Below are 22,018 nucleotides of genomic sequence, written 5' to 3' on the forward strand. Positions count from 1 at the left end.
ACAGTTACATGGAGGAAAATGAAAATATGAAGCAATTAGGCATAAGAATTATATCTATCATAGCTGTAATTTTTGTTTTTTCCACAGCCATAGAAAGTAACTGTGCATATGCAAAAATGATTAATTCAGGTGATTCGACAGTAAAAACAATTAAAGTAGCAATGATAGTTTACGACATTAATGCACCATTTATAAATGAAATTTTTAAGAACTTAGCAGAGATTACGAAGGAAAATGGCGGAAATGTACAGATTACAACCTTTTCGGCCAATGAAAGTCAGGAAACTGAAAATGAAATTATTAAAACAGTACTAGAGAGCAGCGAATATGATTTGTTGTTATTAGCATTAGTTGATATAAATTCAGTGCAGGAAGTCGTTGCTAGAATTAAGCAATATAATATTCCTGTAATTTTCTTTAATAGGGAACCGTATAAAAAAGATGCAATTCAATCTTATGGGAAAGCCGTCTTCGTAGGAAGTACTTTAGAAGATGCAGGTATATTTCAAGGTGAAATTCTCATTGATGAGTGGAATAAAAATAAAGAGTTAATCGATAGAAATAATGATGACATAATGGAATATGTAATGTTAAAGGGAAGGGAAGAGAGTTTAGATACTGATTATAGAACAAAATATTCAATTTTAACAATTAATGATGCAGGTATAAATACACAAGAGCTCACTTCTCAGATTGCGAATTGGGATGAGGAACAAGCAAAAAAACTTATGACTTCAATTTTTTTACGATATGGTGATAGAATTGAAGCTATAATTGCCAATAACGATGCAATGGCAATAGGTGCAATCAAAGCACTTCAAGCTTTTGGATACAATGCTGGAGATAAAGGGAGAACAATTTCAGTTGTTGGAGTTGATGCGATACCTGAAGCTATAGATTTCATTAAGAAGGGATACATGACAGGAACTGTTATTCAAGATGCTCGAGGCATAGCAAATGCTGTATATAGAATTGGAATGAATTTGATTGCAAATAAAAAACCTCTTGAAGGAACAGATTATACCTTTGATGATTCTGGAGTGAGTGTACGTATTCCATATAGACGATATGTGCCAAGTTAAATTCAAATTATAATTTGGGTTGGAAATATAAATATACATATCAATATTATTTTGTTTTAAATTTGAAATGTTGGAGGAATAATCATGACAAATAAGCGTAAAGTTACTAAAAATCAAATGGCCTCATTAGGATTGAAAAAAACTGAAAATGGAGACTATGATTATATAAATCCTAATGATAAAGATTCAAAATATAAACCAGTGAGAAGAGAGACTAAATAAAAGGCTCTTTTTTTAATATTAATTATATTAAATTAAAAAAATAATAAAATTATCTGCTCGTTTTGTCAGATTTGAAATTGCTCTAGCGAACTATATTATATAAAACAAAATTAAGCTTATAAAAGTTAAAAAGAGTATTTATCCAAACCATGGTTAAGAAATAAATGCAGTTGAAAGTATCTAGATACGATTAATAATAATCGTTAGGAGGGATTTGATAATTTGGAAGAAAAATTGTTCGAAAAGTTAGATGACCTAAATATAAGAGAGACTGAGTTACTATTAGACAAAGATATTAATCTATCATTAGATGATCTAACTATAAAAAGGATTGAAAAATCTATAAAAAGAAAAACTGGTTATTATAGTGAGAATAATGTATTCAAGCAAAAGATAAATAATATTTTAGGGGGATTTATTATGAAAAGAAAAATAGCATTGGCATTAGCGGTTGTCGCAGTTTCAAGTTTAGGTGGAGGCGTATATGCACATGCAAAAACCACTCCAGTAGCATATGTTAGTTTAGATATTAATCCAAGTGTAGAATTAGGAGTGAATACTTTTAATGAAGTAGTTTCAGCTGAAGCTTATAATGAAGATGGTGAGAAAGTCTTAGAAGGAACTAACTTAATAAGTACTGATATTGATGTTGCAGTAAGTACTGTAGTCTCAAATGCAATTTCTGATGGATATATAAAAGAAGATGATACAGCTGCAATTGACACATTAGCTGATACAACTACATCTGCGGCAGTAGAAATTACAATATCTACAGATAAGGATAATGTGGCAGCTGAATTAGAAGAAGCTTTAAAAGATGCAGTTGATAAAACATTAGAAGAAAATGACGCAGATGCAACTGTTGAAACTGATAATGTAGCTCTTGCAAGAAGAGATGAAGCAAGGGAACTTGGAATAACACCTGGAAAGTTAAATCTTATACAAAAACTACAAGCATTAGATCCAAATATAAAAGTGGAAGAGTATAAAGATAGTTCTGTAAAAGATATTCAAAAGAAAGCTAAAGAATTAAGAAAAGAAAATAAGAGTGATGAAGTTACTACTGAAGAAAATACCAACACCGATGTTAATGCAGAAACAAACACAAGTAAAGATGTAGTTACTCAAGACAAAACCAATAATTCTTCAAAAGCAAACGAGAATGCTAATAAAGAAGAAAAGAAAAATACAGAAGTTAAGAAAGCTGAGACTAAGACTACAAATGCAAAAGATAATGTAGATAAGTCTGAAAAACAAAATGGTAATGACAATGCAAATGCACAAAATAAGGAAAATAATAAGGATAAAAAGTAAGGATATTAATGGAGTGATATAAGAAAGGAGTTGCTAATATTGAATTCGGTATTAGCTGCTCTATTATTTTGTGTAGATTAAATTTGATATTTTAACTCAAATTTAAAGTTTAGTTAGTAATACTTAAGAATCTAATACATGATGTATTTTTAGAGAAGAAAATATAATTATTTAGAAAAGATTATGTAAATAATAAATAATATGTTTTTTGAAATCTTGTGTCAGATTTCGTTAGGTTATTGCGAATTAAATAATATAGAGGAAATTTGAGGGAAAGAAGGTGCACTTTGATTTCAGATATAGAACTACTTAAGCTTTTGCATGATAAACCAGAGGAAGGCCTCAAAGTGATGATGGACAGCTATATGGCACTTATTTATACTATTATATTAAATAAACTTTCAGGAACATATTCAAAAGAGGATATTGAGGAATGTGTAAGCGATGTGTTTTTTCAAGTATTCCACTATAAAAATAGGATTGATTTGGAAAAGGGATCAATAAAAGCGTTTTTGGCAGTCGTAGCAAAAAGAAAAGCAATAGATATGTACAGAAAAAATAAGAATAATAATCATATTCCTATAGAGGACTTACCAGAAGATTTATATAGTATGGTTGATGACGTAGCTAATTCGCTTCTGCTAAAGGAGAGCAAGTCAGTATTAATCAACGCAATAAAATCATTAGGAGAACCTGATAGTGAAATAGTTATAAGAAAATATTACTTATATCAAAGTTCAAAAGATATTTCTAGTGATTTGGGAATTAAAGTTAATACTATTGATAAAAAAGTATCGAGATGTATACAAAAATTAAAAAATGTGTTGGGAGGGATATTATAATTGGATGATAAGTTATTTGAGGAATTAGAGAAACTAGGTATAGCTGATACTGATTTATTATTAAATGAAGAGATGAATTTATCGTTAGACACTCTTACTAGAAAACGTATAGAGAGATCAGTAAAGAAAAAGGCGGGATTTTATGCCGCAGCCAATACACTTTCAGGAAGAATAAATGATTATTTAGGGGGAATTTATATGAAAAGAAAGATAGCGCTAGCATTATCAGCTGTAGCAGTTTTAGGATTAGGAGGAGGCGGATACGCATACGCAAAAACTCCAGTAGCATATGTAAGTGTGGATATTAATCCAAGCGTTGAATTAGGAGTAAATGCTTTTGATCAAGTAGTATCAGTTGAGGCTTATAATGAAGACGGTGAAAAAGTATTAGAAGGTACCGATCTAATAAATACAAATGTTGATGATGCAGTAAGTGCTGTGATAACAAATGCAATTTCTGATGGATATATAGAAGAAGATGATGCAATTACAACTGATGAAACTGCAACTACATCTGCAGCAGTTGAAATTACAGTATCTACGGATAAGGATGGTATTGCAGATAAACTAAATGAATCTCTAAAAGAAACTGCTGATCAGACACTAGAAAATAATAATGTAGATGCAGAAGTTGAAACTAATAAAGTGGCACTTGCAAGAAGAGATGAAGCAAGGCAGCTTGGAATGACACCAGGAAAACTAAATCTTATACAAAAGCTTCAAGCATTAGATCCGGAAATTAAAGTTGAAGATTATAAATCTAGTTCCGTAAAAGATATTCAAAAGAAAACTAAAGAATTAAGAAAAATGAAGACAAGCAGTGAAACAACTACTGGTACAGACACAACGACAAGTACGACAACTGACACTGATACTAAATCTACTAATACTGATATGACAGCTGATGAAAATGTTGAACAAGACGAGACTGTATCTAAATCATCAGTAGACTCTGCTACAATTGCTGTACCAGGAAAAAATAAGAACTCTTCTAGTGAGAAAACAAGCAATGGCATAATTAAAAAAGAAGAGAACAGCACTACTGGCAGTGTTAAGAAAGAGGAGAATAGTAATAACGGTAGTGTTAAGAAGGAAGAAAACGCTGCAAAGAAAGAAGAAAAGTCTGGAGCAGCATCAGAAAAAAATAGTGATAGTTCACAAGGAAAGGGAAATTCCTCTAAGTCAGAGAAAAGCGGAAATGGTAATTCGAGTTCAGAAAATATAGGTAAAGGCAAGAATAACTAATTCACTTATCACTATCAATTAAGAAAAGAAAAGAGTGTAAATTAAAAGATAGGGTGATTTATAAAGTAAATTACTCTATCTTTATTTATATTGGGTTACTTAATTAACTTATAATTTTAAAAATTGTTCTAAGTTAGTATTTACATAACATATACTAATTTAGAATTGAATAAATACAATTGTAAGATGATCTTTTATATATTTTACAATTGTATTTATTATTGTGATTAATGTTAATAAAAAGGAAAAATATACCTTATGTAGAATTAATATACAAAGTGATTATATGGAGAATTAAAATGAGGAGGAATTATATGAGATAGGATAGATTGACAGAATATTAACATGAACTAATTGCCTTTGTATAATAACGTTAACATGAAAAATTTAGACGTATGTCTATGAAAATGTGTACATAAGTATATTTTATATTCTTATTAAGTACTAAATATACTAATTGATAAAATGGATATTCAGGTTACGGAATAATTGTTAAAGGGGAGAGTTGTATGGGTAAAAAATATTTAATGTTTGTTGATGAAAGGGGTTTCTTAAGTAAGAACATTAATGATAATATCACTATGATTGGTGTAATATTTGAATATGATTATTGTGTAAATTCAAAAAATAAAGAGTGTGAGTTAAAATCAAAGCTAAAAGAGTATAAAAAAGGGATTCTTAGTGAGATAAACTGTAAGTTATTTCTAGATGATATAGTTTTTGATAAAAATGTCTATAAGAATATCGATATTATCGAGAAAAAGAGATTTGTTAATCATCTACCAGCATTATTAAAAAACTTAAAGTTTACAATAATATCGAGCTCTGCAAAACATGATAGCAATAAAACAAATGATTCATATTCTTTAGTAACTAGGAGGTTATTAAAAAAATTCTATTCATTTGTTATAAGGAAAAATGGAGAATCGGGTGGAGTGATTATGGAAGCTAGAAATGAGAGATCTAGCTGCATAATGCAACAAAACTTCTTTAATGTATATTATGAAAGAAATACAAACTTAAGTATTCCGTCTAATATTAAAGATAAAATTAATACTTTTATAGTTTGCGAAAAAAATAATAAGACTTATGGCACAGGTATTGAATTAAATAATATGTTGAATAATATTATTTGTAGGGTATCAAATGGGATAAGAGAAATTGATAGAAAATTAATATCATATAATGAATATGGTTATAAGGATAAAATATTCGATTCAATAAAACATAAATTATATAAGGAAGTTGAGATTGGGATTCCAAGTAATCATCTACAGAGCATTCAATATAATAATATAGAAACCTTTAATAAGGAAGTGGAAATCCTTAAGGAGCAATTGGCACTTAAGGATACAAGTATTATTGAAAAGGATAAAGAAATTAGTAGCTTAATTAATGAGATCCAATTATTAAGTAAACAGTTAGGGGAAGTTTTGATTAATAAAAGAGGCGAGAATATTATATCGAGAATTTTTTCGGAAATAGATGTTAAGATAAACAGAACCAATTAAATAAATACAGTTGCTAAAAATTAAATTAATTCTATAATTTATAGATTTTTAGAGTAATGAAATCCCCTGGAGGTTATAGTTGAGCTTTCAGGGTAATTTTGTTTTGCATAATTTAAATTAAAACTTTAAATACAAATATCTTTATATTTAAATAATGAAAAATTGGGAAAGATATAAAAAATTAGTTACGGATTTTGTGAGGTATTATGTGAAAAAAACATTATACGAAAAAGGGATAGTTGATTATTCAAAAAAATTTGAGGATTTTAAAATTAAATCAATTAAAGATAAAGTGGATTTGGGAGTTACCCTTTATGTGCCACGAGGTGAAATTAAAGGAATTTTACAGATTAGCCATGGTATGATGGAGCATAGAAAGCGCTATATAGAATTTATGAATTATTTAGGGAACTGTGGATATATATGTGTAGTGCATGATCATATAGGCCATGGTGAAAGTGTAAAATCTAAAGATGATTATGGGTATTTTTATGATAACGGCGATATAAATCTTGTTGAAGACTTGCACCAAATAACTTTGTACATAAAGAACAGGTGTGGAGATTATAAATTTTATCTGTTAGGGTTTAGTATGGGGGCGTTAATAGCAAGGGCGTATTTAAAGAAATATGATTACGAGTTGGATGGACTTATTTTATGTGGGCCGCCAGTTCAGAACAGTGCTATACCAATTATTAAAAAGTTGTGTAAGGTCATAGAGAAAATAAAGGGGGATCATTTTAGATCATCTTTTATACATAAAATAATTCGAGGAATAGACGATAACTGGCTGACTAATTCAGAAAATGAAATAGAGAAATTTACTAATGATGAAGGTTGTGGATTTATATTCACGATAAATGGATTTGATAACATTTGTACATTAATAATTAATGTATATAGTAAGAAAAATTGGATTAAAAAAAGCTTAAATCTTCCTATACTAATAATTGCAGGAGAAGATGATATTGTAGTAATAAGCCAGAAAAAGTTTTGTGAATTAATAAAATTCTTAAATCGAATTGGTTACAGAAATATAGAATCAAAAACATATTTAAATAAATATCATGATATATTACATGAAGTAAATAAACTAGAAGTATACAAGGATATTCTAAGTTGGATGAATAATTCTAAAACAGAAAAAATATAGTGGTTCTTTATTAAAAATAGATTTTAGATAAAATATAATTGCAAAATGTTATTGCTTGGATTTATAATGCTGTTAAAGGATGTGTTAAATATGAAGAAAATAGTTTTAGGTGGAGGCTGTTTCTGGGGAGTAGAGAAATATTTCGCTATGATACCAGGAGTATTAGAAACGGAAGTGGGATATGCAAACGGAAAAACAGAAAATCCCACTTACGAAGAAGTATGTAAAAATGATACGGATTTCGTTGAGGTATGTTACATAACCTATGATGAAAAAATTGTTTCGTTATATACACTACTTGATAAGTTTTGGAACATAATTGATCCTACGACATTGAATAAACAAGCTGGAGATATCGGTACTCAGTATCGAAGTGGAATTTATTATATTGAAGAGTCGGATTTAGATATGATAAATAAAAGTAAAATGAAGGTACAAGAACAATATGAAAATCCAGTGGTAACAGAGGTTAAACCACTAGAAAAATATTATTCGGCTGAAGAATATCATCAAGATTATTTAGAAAAAAATCCGACAGGATATTGTCATATTAAATTTAATTAGTTTAGAAATGTTTTAGGCCATTATTTTAGAGTGTATGGCTTAAATAAGCTATCTTAAAATGATTATAAAATTTTAAGATAGCTATTTAATTTTATTAAGAAATTATTAAAGAGAATGGTTAAATCATAAATAATTGTTTGCTTATATAGTATAATTTTGATAATAGGAAGTTTGACAGAATTTAATAAAGGAAGTGAAGAAGATGAAAAAAAGTTTTAGTATAGATGAATTTTTAAAGAAATATCCTTATGCTAAAGAAACAATATCAAAGAATAACATAGATATTAATAATCTTAAAGAAATTTATGAAGATTACATAGATTATAAAAGTTCATATGATAATCAAGCAGAATTTATAGCTAATATATTAAGGGCAAAGAGAATGGTGCATTCAGTTAAATCAAGAATAAAGGACCCAAGTGGATTAATTGAAAAAGTTATAAGAAAGACAGAAGATAGAAGAAGTAAATATGGAGATGATTTTGAATTCACTGTAAATAATTACAAAAATGAAATAAATGATTTGATAGGCATTAGAGTAATACATATATTTAAAGATCAATGGCAAGAGATACATAATTTTATCGTGAAAACTTGGAGAGTTATTGAAATAACTGCTAATGTGAGAGATGGGGACAATATTGATGTTTTTGACGATACGAATATAGAGGTACGATCAAAAGCTTCAGGATACAGATCGGTTCATTATCTTGTGGAGTTTTATCCCACTAATGAGAAGGTCATAGCTGAAATACAAGTCAGAACAATTTTTGAAGAAGGTTATGGAGAAATAGATCATAGATTAAGATATTCACATAGGGAAATCCCTGAAATTCTCCAGTCTAATCTATTGTTATTCAATAGAATTGTAGGGAGTGCAGATGAAATGGCATCACTAATTAATAACCTGAGCAAGGAATGGGGAGAGAAGGAAGTAAACTATAGAAAGATAATAGAAAATCAACAAGTCGAAATAAATAAATTGAAAAGTAAAATTTAATATAGGAATTTAAGATTTACAATCATATGACGAAAATACTTATCTACATTCATTGAGTGTTACAGTTATATCAATAGCAATAGGGTCAGAACTAGGATTGAATAGAGAACAATTATGCAATTTAGGTCTGTTATAAAGACATTAGGAGATAATGAAGAAATTCTAGACATTCTAAGTAATTTTGATCTGAAAAATATTGTAATACTAGGGATAGATTACGGTTATTTAATTAAAAAATTAAAAAGAATACTTATTAGCTTAAGAAATAAATAATGGGTGCAAGAAATAAGAGTTATCAGAGGTTTTATCATATAATTTTCGTATACTTATTATTGGCTTTGAAAAAAGTTAAAAAAGAAGAAAAATATAAATACACATCAAATAATTATGTTGCTTTTTGTCAAAATATGATATAATAGAATTACCCTAATAAATACTAATTAATTACCCCTTAACAATTTTCTCTCTCTCTAAAGCAGTAAATAAGAATAGCTTATTTACTGCTTTATTTTTCGTGTATATAAAATAATACTATGCAGATATAAAATTTTTGTTATAATAAAACATGTATTTGTATAGTAAGTTTATAAGAAAAGTTAAAAATATAAATAATATAATATATGTTGATTTATATTTATGCTTGAAAGGAAGAGATATTAGATGGAAGTTTATTTCGATAATAGTTCAACAACAAGGCCTTTTGATGAAGTAATAGATGAAGTGGCTTTAGGTATGAAAGAATTTTATGGAAATCCTTCTTCTTTGCATAATTTGGGATTGAAAAGTGAAAGAAAATTAAAAGAATGCAGAGAGATGTTAGCTAAGACTATAAATGCTGTCGAAAGTGAAATATATTTTAATTCAGGTGGAAGCGAAGGTAATAATTTAGTTCTTAAGGGTGTTTTAAAAAGTGGATCTCATTTAATTACAACGCCTTTTGAACACGCATCTATTTTAAATACCATAAAAAAATTAGAAGAGAGCAATGTTAAAGTTACATATTTAAAGATAAATGAAGATGGGAAAGTTGATTTAGAGCATTTAAAAGAATCTATAACCAAAGAAACTGTGCTTGTTTCAGTAATGCATGTGAATAATGAAATAGGAGTTGTTCAGGATTTAGGTGCAATTAGCCAAATAATAAAAGAAAATAGTAATAGAGCTAAATTTCATGTTGATGCAGTACAAAGTTATGGGAAGTTTCAAATTGATGTTAAAAAATTAAATATTGATTTCTTAACAGTAAGTGCTCATAAGTTCCATGGACCAAAGGGTGTAGGATTTATATACATAAAGAAGCCTAATACACTAAGTCCACTTATAGAAGGTGGATCACAGGAATTTGGCGTAAGAGCTGGTACACAAAATATACCTGGTATTATGGGAATGGGTATAGCGGCTAAAATAGTTAATGCTCTTATAAAAGAAAATTATGAAAAAGTTTTTGAAATAAAGAAGAAATTTATAGAGAAACTAAAAGGGATAGATAATATTAAAATAAATAGCCCATTAAATGAAAAATTTTCACCCTATATATTAAATGTTTCATTTAGAGGCGTTAGAGGTGAAGTGCTGCTTCATTTCTTAGAAGAATCAGGAATATATGTATCTACTGGATCAGCGTGTTCTTCTAAAGAAAGAGAAAAAATTGGAGGAAGTTATGTACTAAAATCTTTAGGGTTAACTCAAGATGAGATATCAGGAGGAATCAGATTCTCTTTTTCAGAGGAAAATAAAGAAGAAGAAGTTGATTATGTAATAGAAATTTTAAGCAAAGGACTTACGTTTTTAAGGAGGATTAAAAAATAATGAAAGAACTTATTTTAGTGAAATATGCACCAGAAATATTTCTAAAAGGATTGAATAGAGGAAAATTTGAAAGAAAATTAAGAGATAATATAGGTAAAAAACTTGAGGGAATACAAGCTGAATTTATACATGATAGTGGAAGATACTTTATAAGAACTGAAGAAATAGAAGAAAGTATTAAAAGAATAAGCAAAGTATTTGGGGTTCTTGAAGTGTGCCGAGTTAGAGAAGTTGAAATTGATTTTAATAGTATAAAAGAAGTAGCTTTAGAAAAAGCAAAGAGCGCAACAGGAAAAACTTTTAAGATTATTACTAATAGAGCAAATAAAAAATTTGAGTTAAACTCCATGGAAGTTTCACAAAAAGTTGGCGCATACGTTCTTACTAATTTCGAAGGCGATATATCAGTTGATGTTAAAAAGCCTGATATTTTAATAAATATCGAAATTAGAAATAATTATGCTTACGTCTGGTCAACTCAAGATGCCACAAAGGCTGTAGCAGGTCTTCCTTATGGAATGAATGGAAGCACAATGCTTATGTTATCAGGTGGGATAGATTCGCCAGTCGCTGGATACCTTATGGCTAAAAGAGGAGTTGAAGTAAGCTGCGTATATTATCACAGCCATCCATATACATCAGAAAGAGCAAAGGATAAAGTTAAGGATTTGGCAAAAATATTAGCCCAATATACAGAGAAAATAAACTTATACATAGTTCCTTTTACTGATATACAGATGGAAATCATAAATAAATGTAGAGAAGATGAGCTAACTATTATAATGAGAAGATTTATGATGAGAATAGCTTGTGCCCTTGCGGATAAGTATGGAATAAATTCAGTAAGTACCGGAGAAAGTATTGGTCAAGTAGCAAGTCAAACTATGGATGGTCTTGTTGTAAGTGATGATTGCTCCGATAGACCTGCATTTAGACCATTAATCGCTATGGATAAGACAGATATTATGGAAATAGCAAGAAAAATAGGAACGTATGAAACTTCAATTCTTCCTTATGAAGACTGTTGTACAATATTTGTTCCCAAACATCCAAAGACTAATCCAAAGCTTGATGCTATAAGAAAAGAAGAGGAAAAATTAGATATAGATGAGTTAGTTAAAAACTCAATTGAAAATATTGAAGTTGTAACATTCTAATTAAATCCCCCAAGAAGTTTCTTGGGGGATTTAATCTTTTAGTATTAAAATGGTAAAGAGGAAGATGGTTACAGCAATAAGTTATGTTTAAAGACAATGGAATAAATTTTTATTTTTAATTTTTATTAATTTTACATAAAAAAATTGAAAAAGTAAATTAAATATGATATATTTAATTTATTAAATGATATAACTAATTATTTAAAAGTTTTATATGTATAAAGAAAAAATATGATTAGTTATTTTGCAAGAATGATTATATGTGATAAGTTCTTACTAGTACATATTATCTTTGCAGAAGATTAATAGAAATGAGGGAAAGTAATGATAGTAGTTAACTGTGCATTAAGACAAGATGATATTGTTGAAATTGTTGAAAACATTCAAGTAGAAAATGAAAAAGTTTTTAAGTATGTTAAAAAAGAAGGGCTTAAGATCATTTTTGAATCTTCTCTTGGAGATGATCAAAAATCTGCTGGGATAATAAAGCAAGCAATAAAAGAAACTAACATCGGAAAAGCACTGTTCTTTAGTGTTGCTGCGCAATAATAAACAGAGTATTGAAATTATGTAAAAAAATCAAATTAAAATCATATATCAGTATTCAATTTAATAATTAGATCCATATTTGTAAATAGAAATTATTTTATGTCTATTTCACAAATGTGGGTCTAGTTTTTTTATTGATATAAAGTTATTTTCACTCCAAGAGAGTATTATTCCCAAATTAATTAACTGAAGTGTTATTAGAAAATCTACGCTCATCTATAATATACAAGCATAAAGAAAAAATAAGTATCAATGCAGCAAACCATATAGATTTAACACCAACTTGTAAGGTTAGTATCCCTCCAATACATGCACCTGCTAAAAACGAAAATATTATTATTCCATAACGAATAGTAGTTGTAATAGATTTTTTATCCTTTCTTGTAAAAGCTATATAGGCTGATTGACAGGCTGACCTTAAATTTCCAGTGCACATAGTCGTACAGTAAGGAGAATCAACCAATTTCCTAAAGCAAGATATTTGGACTGAAGAGACAAAGGAAATAGGAACAGTTGTAAATATATGTGGCACTGTATTTGGGATAAATCCTATAATAATAAGTACAATGATTTCTATAATCAAAATTATACGTTCTGCACCTGTAATAAAAGATGGTGATGAGAAATTAACATCCCTGAGTCTCTCGGCGACAAGCACACCAACTATAAAAGCTAAAATAGGGAAAAAAGCCGTAAGAGCTTGTACAAAATCACCTTTAGTAAGTTCTATTCCAACTAAAACAATATTACCGGTCTGAGCATTAGCAAAGACTTCCCCCCTACAAATAAATGTATATGCATCTAAAAAACCGCCTACTATTGCAAGAAGAAATCCAAGTTGGACTGATTCAGAAGTTTTTGTGTAGATTTGAGTTTTTTGGGGGGAACTATTGTTAATATCTTTTGTAATCAATATAAAATATCTCCTTTCACTATAATTTTCTTAAGAATATTATGGGATAATTAAGTTTATACTAAATATTACTTAAGTTTAAATATTCTTAACTAACTATTTTATATAATAAATAATTAAGAAATAAAAATCAATACAATTACTAAGGAGAATTAGTGATTATGTTGGTTTTTATTTTATTATATGTAATGTATTTTTTTATTTATGTTAATAATATATAAGGAATTAGCCAATGAATAAGTTTTCGGTATAATAAACAGAAGTGGAAAATAGATTTGAATTGTTGACATGGAGTTAGAAATAATATATGATAAATTTAACAATAATTTAGCGTGCTAAATTGGTAAAATGTTAAAACAACGCAATAGCATAGCGATAAAAGATAGGTGGATGGGCAATGAGCAAAAAAAATATACTCCCAGAGGGAACAAGAGATTTAGTATTAGACGAATGTATTGTGAAAAGGGCCTTAGAAAGAGATATAGATAAACTTTTTGAAAAATGGGGATACAAAGAAGTTATAACACCAACTTTAGAATTTTATGAAACATTTAATCATAATTCTCAAACTTTAAGAGAAGAAGATATGTACAAGTTCTTCGATAATAGGGGACGTATATTGATTTTAAGACCAGATATGACTATTCCAATAGCTAGAGTAGTGGAGACTAAATTAAAAGATGTTGAATTACCGATAAAACTTAGATATACGTCTAATGTATTTAGAGTTCACGAAAGTCTTGGAGGTAAAAGAAATGAATATACAGACTGCGGAGTTGAATTTATAGGCCTAGAGGATAAAAAGTCAGATTTAGAAGTTTTAGTATTGGCATTGGAAGCACTGAAAAAATTGGGGTTAAATGACTTTAAGCTTGAAATAGGTAATATCGGTTTCTTTAATGGAGCATTTAAAAATTTAGAAATTGATGAAGAGTATAAAGAAATTATCGCTAAATTTATAGAAGATAAGAATTTAAAAAGTTTAGAGGATTATTTGGCAAATTTAGATATTAAAGAAGAATACAGAATATTTTTTAATAAGCTGCCTTGGTTGTTTGGAAGCAAACAAGTTTTAGAGGATGCAAAAAAGCTAGCATTTAATGACGATATAAAAGAAACTCTCGAATATTTAGAGAAGTTATATATAGAATTGGAAGCATTAGGCTACGGAGAAAATGTAACATTTGATTTAGGAATGATTCCAAGACTTAATTATTATACAGGGATCATATTTAGAGGATATGGTGAAGGTGTAGGTAATACGCTTTTACGTGGAGGAAGATATGATAATTTAATTCATTTTTCAAAAAGTTCTGTTCCAGCAATAGGATTCTCAATAGATATTGATTCTGTAATACCAAATGTTAAATTTAATAATTCGAGTGAAGAGGTATATAAGATATACTACAGTCAAAAGGATAGAATAGAGGCTATTAAGAAAAGTCAAGAACTTAGAAACCAAGGATATATAGTTGATTTGTTTACAAAGGATGATATAGAAGAAATTAAAATTGTTAAGGGTGGGGGATTTTAATAATGAGCATAAGCATAGCATTAACAAAAGGAAGATTGGAACAAGAAACAATTAAAATTTTAGACAAAGCTAATTTTGATCCTTCAGAATTAAAAAATAAAGGAAGAAAACTTGTGTTTGAAGACAAAACACAAGATATAAAGTATTTTTTAGTAAAGGCAGCCGATTCTATAACTTATGTTGAACATGGGGTGGCCGATCTTGGGGTTGTAGGAAAGGACACGATTCTAGAAAGTGATAATAATTGTTATGAAGTATTAGACTTGGGATTTGGAAAGTGTGGTTTCATAGTAGCTTCATTACCTGAAAATGATATTTTTAAAAAAGTTGGCCATATAAAGATAGGAAGTAAATATCCTAAAGTAGCAAAAGATTATTTTAAGAATAAAGGAATGGATGTTGAAGTCATAAAAATAGAAGGATCAGTAGAGCTAGCACCAATACTAGGGTTATGTGATGGTATAGTCGATATTATGGAAACTGGAACAACATTAAAAGAAAATGGATTAGTAGTTTTGGATAGAATTTGTGAAATTAGCGCAAGATTAATTGTAAATAAGGCCAGTTTTAAAATGAAGCAAGCTGAGATTTGGGAATTTATAGATAGAATTAAAAAAGTGATTAATAATTGACATTATTCGTGAAATGTTGATAATTATAAGTAATATATTTTATACAAATGATAATAAATTGCTATGAAAATTAAACAGATTTTTTAGTAAATTGTTTTGATATCAAATTAAAGGGGGGCCATTGTTATATGTTAAATTTGATGGAGATTACGGAGAGCAATAAGAAAATATTAATTAATGAACTTAAAAGTAGAGTTACAGAAACAGAACAAGAAATACTTTTAAGTGTAAATGAGATTCTATCAAAAGTAAAAAAAGATGGAGATAAAGCTCTATTTGAATTTACTAAATCATTTGATAGAGTAGAACTTACAAACCTAGAAGTTTCAAGCAAAGAGATTGATGAGTGTTTCAGTGAAGTTGAGGAAGAGTTTATTAAGGCATTAGAAGAAGCCAAGGTAAATATTGAAGAATATCATAATAAACAAAAGTCAAATGGTTTCTTAATGACTAAGGATAAAGGTGTTTTCTTAGGACAAAGAGTTCTTCCATTAGAAAGGGTAGGGGTATATGTTCCGGGAGGCACTGCAGCCTATCCATCATCTGTGCTTATGAATGTAATTCCTGCTAAGGTTGCTGGCGTTGATGAAATTATAATGGTAACACCACCAGATAAAAATGGGGGAATCAATCCATATATAGGGGTAGCAGCAAGAATTTCAGGAATAGACAAGATATACAAAGTTGGTGGAGCACAAGCGGTTGGGGCTTTAGCTTATGGTACAGAAAGTATTAAAAAAGTTGATAAAATAGTAGGACCAGGAAATATTTTTGTTGCAACTGCAAAGAAACTTGTATTTGGAGAAGTTGATATAGACATGATAGCCGGTCCTAGTGAGATTTTGGTTATAGCAGATGAAAAATCTGACCCGAGTTTTGTGGCAGCAGACTTAATGTCACAAGCAGAACATGATAAATTGGCATCATCCATATTAATTACTACATCTAAAGAATTATATGAGAAAGTTGAGATTGAATTAGAGAGACAAGTCAAAACTCTTGAAAGGGAAGAAATAATAAGGGCTTCTCTTAAAGATTTCGGAAGTGCAATAATTTGCAAATCTATTGAAGAGTGTATTGATGTTTCTAACGCAATTGCACCTGAGCATTTAGAAATTATGGTAGATGATCCGATGAAATATTTAGGTATGGTTAAAAATGCAGGTTCAGTATTTTTAGGAAGATATTGCCCAGAACCGATAGGCGATTATTTTGGTGGAACAAACCACGTATTACCTACAAGTGGTACAGCAAGATTTTTCTCGGCGTTATCAGTTGATAGTTTTATAAAAAAATCATCATTTATTTATTATTCACAAGAAGCAATTATAGAGAATGGAGAAAAAATTATAACATTAGCTAATAAGGAAGGTTTGACAGCTCATGCTAATTCAGTAAAAGTGAGGTTAAACAATGGGAGTTTATAATGAATATATAAATGCTTATGATGAATATATAATAACGCTAGATAGCAACGAGATCTATTTAGAAATGGATAAAAATATTCTTATGAAAATGAAGTCATGCTTAACAAACATAGAACTTCATAAATATCCCACTAATGAACTTAAGATAATAAAAGAGCTATATGCAAAATATGCGAACACAGAAGGTAAAAATATTATTGTAGGAAATGGATCAGACGAAGTGCTAGAACTTGTCATTAGTAAAGAGATTAGACATGGCAAGAAGGCATTGAGTTTGGGACCTGACTTTGTAATGTATAATTTTTTTGTTTCTAGATCTGGTGGTGAACTTAAAACTTACGATATAGATAAATCAATGAGCTTTAAAGTACAAGAATTTATTGAACTTGGGAAAAAGGAATGTGTAGATTTAATTGTTTTTTCGAATCCCAATAATCCTACTGGAATTGCTATTGATGTAGAAGATATTATCGCTATATTAGAAGCGTTTCAAGATATAAAAGTTGTTGTTGATGAAGCTTACTATGAGTTTTATGGAAAATCAATGATTCCTTACATAAGCAAATACAAGAATTTGATTGTAACAAGAACCCTTTCAAAGGCATGGGGGCTTGCCTCACTAAGAGTTGGTTTTTTAATAACTCATGAAGATAATATACCTGAATTATTAAACTATAAGGTGCCATATTCAATAAGCTCTTTCTCACAAAATTTGGCTTCTATTGCTTTGAGATATCCAGAAAATGTTGTGAATAATGCAAAACAGGTAATAGAGCAAAGAGAAGAGTTGTATAAAAGCCTTAAAGAGATTGAAAAAAATGCCGCTATGAAAATAGAATTTTATCCATCCAAAGGTAATTTTATATATGGAAGAACACCACATAAGGAAGCTTTAATAAAGGGGCTTGAAAATAACGGTATTGTGATTAGAAATTTTAATGATGATACCTTTAGAATTACAGTTGGATCTCCTATGCAGAATAGAAAAGTGGTAGATGGAATAAAGAAGATATTTATATATCAACAAAGCATTGCCAACTAATAGAAGAAGTTTATTATTTATTATTAAATTATTATTAAGCTGCACAGCAGTTATAAGAGGGGGCTAATATGTTAGATAGATGCTCAAAAAGAGAGAGAATAACTAAAGAAACTAGTATAAATTTAGAACTTAACTTAGATGGAACTGGAAAGAGCGAAATAAGTACAGGGATTGGTTTTTTTGATCATATGTTAAACTTGTTTGCCTTTAACGGTAAAGTAGATTTAAATGTAATTGCTAAAGGAGACATAGAGGTTTGTGATCACCACACAATTGAGGATATTGGAATAACTCTTGGTGAGGCATTCAAAGAAGCTATTGGGGATAAGTCAGGAATAAATAGATATGGAACATTTTATGTGCCTATGGATGAAACTTTAGCATTAGTATCTCTGGATATAAGTAACAGGCCTTTCGTGGTTTTTGATTGTGAATTCAAGAGAGAAAAAGTAGGGGAAATGTCTACTGAAATGGTAATTGAATTTTTTAGAGCATTTGCTTTTAATGCTGGTATAACACTTCATTTAAAGATATTGTATGGAGAAAATGATCATCATAAAATAGAAGCTCTATTTAAAGCTTTTGGAAGAGCTATTAAAGAAGCTAAATTTAGAAGCGCTGAAAATGGAGTTCCATCCACAAAAGGCAGCTTATAGAAAATAACTTATGAAAGGGGTGCTCTAATGATAGTTATAATAGATTATGGTATGGGTAATTTAAAAAGTGTAAAGAATGCACTAGATTTTCTTGGACTTGAAAGCAAAATATCATCTGAATTAGAGGATATAAAAAGCTCAAAGGCATTAATATTACCAGGAGTTGGTGCTTTTCCTGATGCTATGGATACTATTGAAAAATTGTCTTTAGATAAAGTAATAAAGGAAGAAGTTAATAAGAATAAACCTCTTCTTGGAATATGTCTTGGTATGCAGCTGTTATTTGAAAGTGGTTTTGAAGGTATCGAGAGAAATGGCCTTGGATTATTAAAAGGCAATATAGTTAAAATGAAAGATGATAAGGAAAATAACATTAAAATTCCTCATATTGGGTGGAATGATTTGATATATAATAGAAAAGATGAACTGTTTAATAATATAGAAGAGGGCAAGTTTGTTTATTATGTACATTCTTATTTTGCACAAAACTATAATAATGAAGATTTAGTGGCTTATAGTGAGTATGGAGAAAATAAAATTCCGGGTGTGGTTAGGTGTAATAATATTATGGGGGCTCAATTTCACCCAGAGAAAAGTGGTACTGTAGGGTTAGCCATTTTAAAAAAATTTGGGGAGTTGATTAAATGATAATTTTACCAGCGATTGATATAATTGATGGCAAGCCAGTGAGATTGTATCAAGGAGATTATAATAAGAAAGAAATAGTTGCCGAGGATGTATTTCAAACAGCAAAATCATTTGAAGATATGGGTGCGGAATATGTGCACTTAGTTGATTTAGATGGTGCAAAAAGTGGTAGTAACGAAAATCATGAATTGGTAATAAAAATTGCTAAAGAACTTAAAATTCCTGTGGAATTAGGTGGAGGAATAAGATCTTTTGAAACTATTAAATATTTATTGGATAATGGAGTATCAAGAGTAATCCTTGGAACAATTGCGATGGAAGATGAGGAGCTATTAAAAAAAGCAATAGAAACATACGGTGATAAAATTGCTGTTGGAATAGATTGTAAAGATGGTAAAGTATATGGAAGAGGCTGGCTAGCTGGCAGTGATTTAGACTACATAGATTTTGCACAAAAAATGGAGAGTCTTGGTGTTAAGAATATTATTGTGACAGATATAAGTAAAGATGGAACTTTAGAGGGACCTAATGTTGAAATGCTTAGAAAATTAAAAGAGACAGTAAGCATAGATATCACAGCTTCAGGTGGAATTAAAGATATTGAAAATATTAAGGAATTAATTGATATAGATTTGTATGGGGCAATAACTGGTAAAGCAATATATGCTAAAACATTATCTTTAGAAGAAGCAATAGAAATTTCTAAAGAAGGGAGATAGGATCATGCATACAAAAAGAATTATTCCGTGTCTTGACGTAAAAGAAGGAAGAGTTGTTAAAGGAATTAACTTTGAAGGTTTAGTAGATGTGGGTGATCCGGTTGCACTTGCGGAACATTATAATAAGCAGGGAGCAGATGAACTTGTTTTTTTGGATATAACTGCAACCCATGAAAAGCGGGGGATAATGGAAAAGGTTGTACAAAGTGTAGCTGAGAAGATCTTTATTCCTTTTACAGTAGGTGGAGGACTTCAAACTGTAGATGATATAAAATCAATACTTAGAGCAGGTGCAGATAAGATAAGTTTAAATTCAGCAGCCGTTAGAAATAAAAACCTTATAAAAGAAGGTGCGTTTTATTTTGGCAGTCAATGTATAGTGCTAGCTGCTGACGCAAAGAAGAGAGCCGATAATACAGGATGGAATGTTGTTATAAATGGAGGACGAATAGATACAGGAATTGATTTGTTAAAATGGATTGAAGAAGCAACGCAGCTTGGTGCTGGAGAAATACTTTTAACTTCGATGGATGCAGATGGGACTAAAAAAGGATTTGATTTAGAATTAACAAAAGCAGTAAGTGATATAACTAATGTTCCAGTAATTGCATCTGGTGGATGTGGATGTCTAGAAGATTTTTATGATGTATTTAAGAACAATGTAGCAGATGCAGCTCTTGCAGCTTCACTTTTTCACTATGGAGAGCTAACTGTTGATGAAGTGAAAAAATACTTAAATGATAGGAATATTCCAGTTCGTATTTAAATAGAAAAATGATATGTTAATTTAAGTTATAATACATCTTATATTGCTAGAGTCTTGGAAGGAGAACTTTATATGGAAATTTGCAAAAGAGTAGAGCAAGTTGATTTTGAAAAAGGTAATGGACTAGTTCCAGCTATAGTTCAAGATTACAAAACTAAAGAGGTTTTAATGCTTGCTTATATGTCAAAAGAAAGTTTGAGTAAAACATTAGAAAAAAACACTACTTGGTTTTACAGCAGAAGCAGAGATCAACTTTGGAATAAGGGGGCAACTTCTGGACACTTTCAGTATGTTAAGGAAATAAAAGTAGATTGTGATAATGATACTATTTTAATTTTGGTTGAACAGATAGGTGCAGCATGTCATACAGGAAATATGAGCTGTTTCTACAGAGATTTATAATATATCAGCTGAGGAGCTTGGAGGATTGAATATGAATGAAAATATAAGTGCTTTGTATAATACAATACTAAAGAGAAAAATTGAAGGTGGGGAAGGTTCTTATACAAATTATCTTTTTGAAAAAGGTACTAATAAGATATTAAAAAAAGTTGGAGAGGAATGTACGGAAGTTATAATAAGCTGTAAAGAAGATAATAAAGAAGAACAAATAAACGAGATTTGTGATCTTACTTATCATTTGTTAGTATTAATGGCCCAAATGAATATATCAGTAGAGGAAGTATCATCAGAGCTAGAAAAGAGAAGAAATAAAATAAATAATTTTAAAGGTGAAAGAAAACCTATAACAGAAGTATAATAAGTTTAAGTATATAATATAGTGGTGAAGAAATTATTTCGCAACATTGTGCAAAAAAGAAAACCTGTATTTTCATAATACAGGTTTTCGCATGTTCATTTGAGAAAGGGAAAACGAACATGTTATATGGGTTTATAAACTTTACAGCGGTATGCTGAAAAGTGTATGGGCGTAATTAATACCTACTAATTTTATTATACAATAAACAGATAAAAAAACAATAATTTTTTATAATACGACAAGCATTATAGTTAGAAAAGTATGTATTTTTTGGTGAAATCAAGAGAAAAATTTGATTTTATAAAATAATTATGCAAAATTTAAAAAGTTAATGTAAAAAATCTTTATAAAGATACATATATATTTAAGCGAATTATTTAAATAATAGAATTAGATATTGAGCAAAAAAATATTTGAGGCGTTTTTATGAACAAAAAGTAGTGTATACTATAATAAACATAAGAATAAAATAT

Annotated in this window: 24 protein-coding genes; 23 read left to right on the forward strand and 1 reads right to left on the reverse strand. The window is 29.3% G+C overall.

Translation table 11 applies throughout. The features are described from left to right. Window positions 1-26 precede the first annotated feature (26 nt). The 13 genes from D2A34_RS08670 to D2A34_RS08725 all read left to right on the forward strand — a co-directional run bounded on the left by D2A34_RS08670 (window position 27) and on the right by D2A34_RS08725 (window position 12,448). Entirely contained in the window at window positions 27-1,082 is a 1,056-nt protein-coding gene (locus tag D2A34_RS08670) for a galactose ABC transporter substrate-binding protein (protein ID WP_182629327.1), read from the forward strand. Window positions 1,083-1,166: 84 nt separating this feature from the next. Beyond that, window positions 1,167-1,304 carry a hypothetical protein gene (locus D2A34_RS26630; RefSeq protein WP_182629328.1) on the forward strand — a complete coding sequence of 46 codons (138 nt, stop codon included), beginning with the start codon at window positions 1,167-1,169 and terminating at the stop codon, window positions 1,302-1,304. 222 nt (window positions 1,305-1,526) lie between these two features. Further along, window positions 1,527-2,618, forward strand: a complete 1,092-nt coding sequence (locus tag D2A34_RS08675) for an anti-sigma-I factor RsgI family protein (RefSeq protein ID WP_119366356.1) — start codon at window positions 1,527-1,529, stop codon at window positions 2,616-2,618. A 287-nt stretch (window positions 2,619-2,905) separates the two neighbouring features. Continuing rightward, window positions 2,906-3,460 (forward strand): sigma-70 family RNA polymerase sigma factor, encoded by a 555-nt coding sequence (locus D2A34_RS08680; protein ID WP_119366357.1) that lies wholly within the window; start codon window positions 2,906-2,908, stop codon window positions 3,458-3,460. Further along, window positions 3,461-4,705 carry an anti-sigma-I factor RsgI family protein gene (locus tag D2A34_RS08685; RefSeq protein ID WP_119366358.1) on the forward strand — a complete coding sequence of 415 codons (1,245 nt, stop codon included), beginning with the start codon at window positions 3,461-3,463 and terminating at the stop codon, window positions 4,703-4,705. It begins immediately after the preceding gene. 509 nt (window positions 4,706-5,214) lie between these two features. Next, on the forward strand, window positions 5,215-6,216 hold the full coding sequence (locus D2A34_RS08690; RefSeq protein WP_119366359.1) for a DUF3800 domain-containing protein: 1,002 nt from the start codon (window positions 5,215-5,217) through the stop codon (window positions 6,214-6,216). A 208-nt stretch (window positions 6,217-6,424) separates the two neighbouring features. Then, complete coding sequence (locus tag D2A34_RS08695) at window positions 6,425-7,369, forward strand: alpha/beta fold hydrolase (RefSeq protein WP_243128279.1); 945 nt, start codon at window positions 6,425-6,427, stop codon at window positions 7,367-7,369. A gap of 90 nt (window positions 7,370-7,459) precedes the next feature. Next, entirely contained in the window at window positions 7,460-7,933 is a 474-nt protein-coding gene (msrA, locus tag D2A34_RS08700) for a peptide-methionine (S)-S-oxide reductase MsrA (protein ID WP_182629329.1), read from the forward strand. Window positions 7,934-8,135: 202 nt separating this feature from the next. Continuing rightward, window positions 8,136-8,933 carry a RelA/SpoT domain-containing protein gene (locus tag D2A34_RS08705; protein WP_079440549.1) on the forward strand — a complete coding sequence of 266 codons (798 nt, stop codon included), beginning with the start codon at window positions 8,136-8,138 and terminating at the stop codon, window positions 8,931-8,933. A 114-nt stretch (window positions 8,934-9,047) separates the two neighbouring features. Then, the gene (locus D2A34_RS26635; protein WP_169896807.1) at window positions 9,048-9,206 is read left to right on the forward strand and encodes a hypothetical protein; all 159 of its coding nucleotides are present in this window, start codon (window positions 9,048-9,050) and stop codon (window positions 9,204-9,206) included. Window positions 9,207-9,593: 387 nt separating this feature from the next. Further along, window positions 9,594-10,742 carry a cysteine desulfurase family protein gene (locus D2A34_RS08715; protein ID WP_119366362.1) on the forward strand — a complete coding sequence of 383 codons (1,149 nt, stop codon included), beginning with the start codon at window positions 9,594-9,596 and terminating at the stop codon, window positions 10,740-10,742. After that, window positions 10,742-11,899 carry a tRNA uracil 4-sulfurtransferase ThiI gene (gene thiI / locus D2A34_RS08720; protein WP_119366363.1) on the forward strand — a complete coding sequence of 386 codons (1,158 nt, stop codon included), beginning with the start codon at window positions 10,742-10,744 and terminating at the stop codon, window positions 11,897-11,899. The genes D2A34_RS08715 and thiI overlap by 1 nt, the downstream gene beginning before the upstream one ends. A 324-nt stretch (window positions 11,900-12,223) precedes the next feature. Continuing rightward, complete coding sequence (locus D2A34_RS08725; protein WP_079440552.1) at window positions 12,224-12,448, forward strand: hypothetical protein; 225 nt, start codon at window positions 12,224-12,226, stop codon at window positions 12,446-12,448. Between the two features lie 178 nt (window positions 12,449-12,626). Here D2A34_RS08725 and D2A34_RS08730 read toward each other — a convergent pair whose 3' ends face one another. Next, window positions 12,627-13,361: a YoaK family protein gene (locus tag D2A34_RS08730; RefSeq protein WP_119366364.1), complete on the reverse strand. Its 735-nt coding sequence runs from the start codon at window positions 13,359-13,361 to the stop codon at window positions 12,627-12,629. A 397-nt stretch (window positions 13,362-13,758) separates the two neighbouring features. On the opposite strand from D2A34_RS08730, the gene hisZ reads away from it, so the two are divergent. The 10 genes from hisZ to hisE all read left to right on the forward strand — a co-directional run bounded on the left by hisZ (window position 13,759) and on the right by hisE (window position 21,545). Next, window positions 13,759-14,895 (forward strand): ATP phosphoribosyltransferase regulatory subunit, encoded by a 1,137-nt coding sequence (hisZ, locus tag D2A34_RS08735; protein ID WP_079440554.1) that lies wholly within the window; start codon window positions 13,759-13,761, stop codon window positions 14,893-14,895. 2 nt (window positions 14,896-14,897) lie between these two features. Further along, window positions 14,898-15,527, forward strand: coding sequence for an ATP phosphoribosyltransferase (gene hisG / locus D2A34_RS08740; RefSeq protein WP_079440555.1), 630 nt, complete (start codon window positions 14,898-14,900; stop codon window positions 15,525-15,527). A 128-nt stretch (window positions 15,528-15,655) separates the two neighbouring features. Then, window positions 15,656-16,954, forward strand: a complete 1,299-nt coding sequence (gene hisD / locus D2A34_RS08745; RefSeq protein WP_079440556.1) for a histidinol dehydrogenase — start codon at window positions 15,656-15,658, stop codon at window positions 16,952-16,954. After that, complete coding sequence (locus D2A34_RS08750) at window positions 16,941-17,996, forward strand: pyridoxal phosphate-dependent aminotransferase (RefSeq protein ID WP_079440557.1); 1,056 nt, start codon at window positions 16,941-16,943, stop codon at window positions 17,994-17,996. Before hisD ends, D2A34_RS08750 begins: the two co-directional genes overlap by 14 nt. Before the next feature lie 68 nt (window positions 17,997-18,064). Further along, on the forward strand, window positions 18,065-18,652 hold the full coding sequence (gene hisB, locus D2A34_RS08755) for an imidazoleglycerol-phosphate dehydratase HisB (RefSeq protein WP_079440558.1): 588 nt from the start codon (window positions 18,065-18,067) through the stop codon (window positions 18,650-18,652). Window positions 18,653-18,679: 27 nt separating this feature from the next. Continuing rightward, complete coding sequence (gene hisH, locus D2A34_RS08760) at window positions 18,680-19,300, forward strand: imidazole glycerol phosphate synthase subunit HisH (RefSeq protein ID WP_119366365.1); 621 nt, start codon at window positions 18,680-18,682, stop codon at window positions 19,298-19,300. Beyond that, on the forward strand, window positions 19,297-20,019 hold the full coding sequence (gene hisA / locus D2A34_RS08765) for a 1-(5-phosphoribosyl)-5-[(5-phosphoribosylamino)methylideneamino]imidazole-4-carboxamide isomerase (protein ID WP_079440560.1): 723 nt from the start codon (window positions 19,297-19,299) through the stop codon (window positions 20,017-20,019). Before hisH ends, hisA begins: the two co-directional genes overlap by 4 nt. Before the next feature lie 4 nt (window positions 20,020-20,023). Then, window positions 20,024-20,785 carry an imidazole glycerol phosphate synthase subunit HisF gene (gene hisF / locus D2A34_RS08770; RefSeq protein ID WP_079440561.1) on the forward strand — a complete coding sequence of 254 codons (762 nt, stop codon included), beginning with the start codon at window positions 20,024-20,026 and terminating at the stop codon, window positions 20,783-20,785. A gap of 72 nt (window positions 20,786-20,857) precedes the next feature. Continuing rightward, on the forward strand, window positions 20,858-21,187 hold the full coding sequence (gene hisI / locus D2A34_RS08775) for a phosphoribosyl-AMP cyclohydrolase (RefSeq protein WP_079440562.1): 330 nt from the start codon (window positions 20,858-20,860) through the stop codon (window positions 21,185-21,187). A 31-nt stretch (window positions 21,188-21,218) separates the two neighbouring features. Then, on the forward strand, window positions 21,219-21,545 hold the full coding sequence (gene hisE / locus D2A34_RS08780; RefSeq protein WP_079440563.1) for a phosphoribosyl-ATP diphosphatase: 327 nt from the start codon (window positions 21,219-21,221) through the stop codon (window positions 21,543-21,545). Window positions 21,546-22,018: the final 473 nt, after the last annotated feature.

Origin of the sequence: Clostridium chromiireducens (assembly GCF_003575225.1) — a bacterium.
GTDB classification, from domain to species: domain Bacteria; phylum Bacillota; class Clostridia; order Clostridiales; family Clostridiaceae; genus Clostridium; species Clostridium chromiireducens.

What these genes read in the sequence shown, in the direction of transcription:
- hisI (WP_079440562.1), top strand. Translation starts at nt 20,858, where the DNA reads ATGGAAATTTGCAAAAGAGTAGAGCAAGTTGATTTTGAAAAAGGTAAT.
- D2A34_RS08670 (WP_182629327.1), top strand. Translation starts at nt 27, where the DNA reads ATGAAGCAATTAGGCATAAGAATTATATCTATCATAGCTGTAATTTTT.
- D2A34_RS08690 (WP_119366359.1), top strand. Translation starts at nt 5,215, where the DNA reads ATGGGTAAAAAATATTTAATGTTTGTTGATGAAAGGGGTTTCTTAAGT.
- D2A34_RS26635 (WP_169896807.1), top strand. Translation starts at nt 9,048, where the DNA reads ATGCAATTTAGGTCTGTTATAAAGACATTAGGAGATAATGAAGAAATT.
- hisE (WP_079440563.1), top strand. Translation starts at nt 21,219, where the DNA reads ATGAATGAAAATATAAGTGCTTTGTATAATACAATACTAAAGAGAAAA.
- D2A34_RS08705 (WP_079440549.1), top strand. Translation starts at nt 8,136, where the DNA reads ATGAAAAAAAGTTTTAGTATAGATGAATTTTTAAAGAAATATCCTTAT.
- hisB (WP_079440558.1), top strand. Translation starts at nt 18,065, where the DNA reads ATGTTAGATAGATGCTCAAAAAGAGAGAGAATAACTAAAGAAACTAGT.
- D2A34_RS08715 (WP_119366362.1), top strand. Translation starts at nt 9,594, where the DNA reads ATGGAAGTTTATTTCGATAATAGTTCAACAACAAGGCCTTTTGATGAA.
- hisG (WP_079440555.1), top strand. Translation starts at nt 14,898, where the DNA reads ATGAGCATAAGCATAGCATTAACAAAAGGAAGATTGGAACAAGAAACA.
- D2A34_RS26630 (WP_182629328.1), top strand. Translation starts at nt 1,167, where the DNA reads ATGACAAATAAGCGTAAAGTTACTAAAAATCAAATGGCCTCATTAGGA.
- thiI (WP_119366363.1), top strand. Translation starts at nt 10,742, where the DNA reads ATGAAAGAACTTATTTTAGTGAAATATGCACCAGAAATATTTCTAAAA.
- hisZ (WP_079440554.1), top strand. Translation starts at nt 13,759, where the DNA reads ATGAGCAAAAAAAATATACTCCCAGAGGGAACAAGAGATTTAGTATTA.
- D2A34_RS08725 (WP_079440552.1), top strand. Translation starts at nt 12,224, where the DNA reads ATGATAGTAGTTAACTGTGCATTAAGACAAGATGATATTGTTGAAATT.
- msrA (WP_182629329.1), top strand. Translation starts at nt 7,460, where the DNA reads ATGAAGAAAATAGTTTTAGGTGGAGGCTGTTTCTGGGGAGTAGAGAAA.
- hisD (WP_079440556.1), top strand. Translation starts at nt 15,656, where the DNA reads ATGTTAAATTTGATGGAGATTACGGAGAGCAATAAGAAAATATTAATT.
- hisH (WP_119366365.1), top strand. Translation starts at nt 18,680, where the DNA reads ATGATAGTTATAATAGATTATGGTATGGGTAATTTAAAAAGTGTAAAG.
- D2A34_RS08750 (WP_079440557.1), top strand. Translation starts at nt 16,941, where the DNA reads ATGGGAGTTTATAATGAATATATAAATGCTTATGATGAATATATAATA.
- hisA (WP_079440560.1), top strand. Translation starts at nt 19,297, where the DNA reads ATGATAATTTTACCAGCGATTGATATAATTGATGGCAAGCCAGTGAGA.
- hisF (WP_079440561.1), top strand. Translation starts at nt 20,024, where the DNA reads ATGCATACAAAAAGAATTATTCCGTGTCTTGACGTAAAAGAAGGAAGA.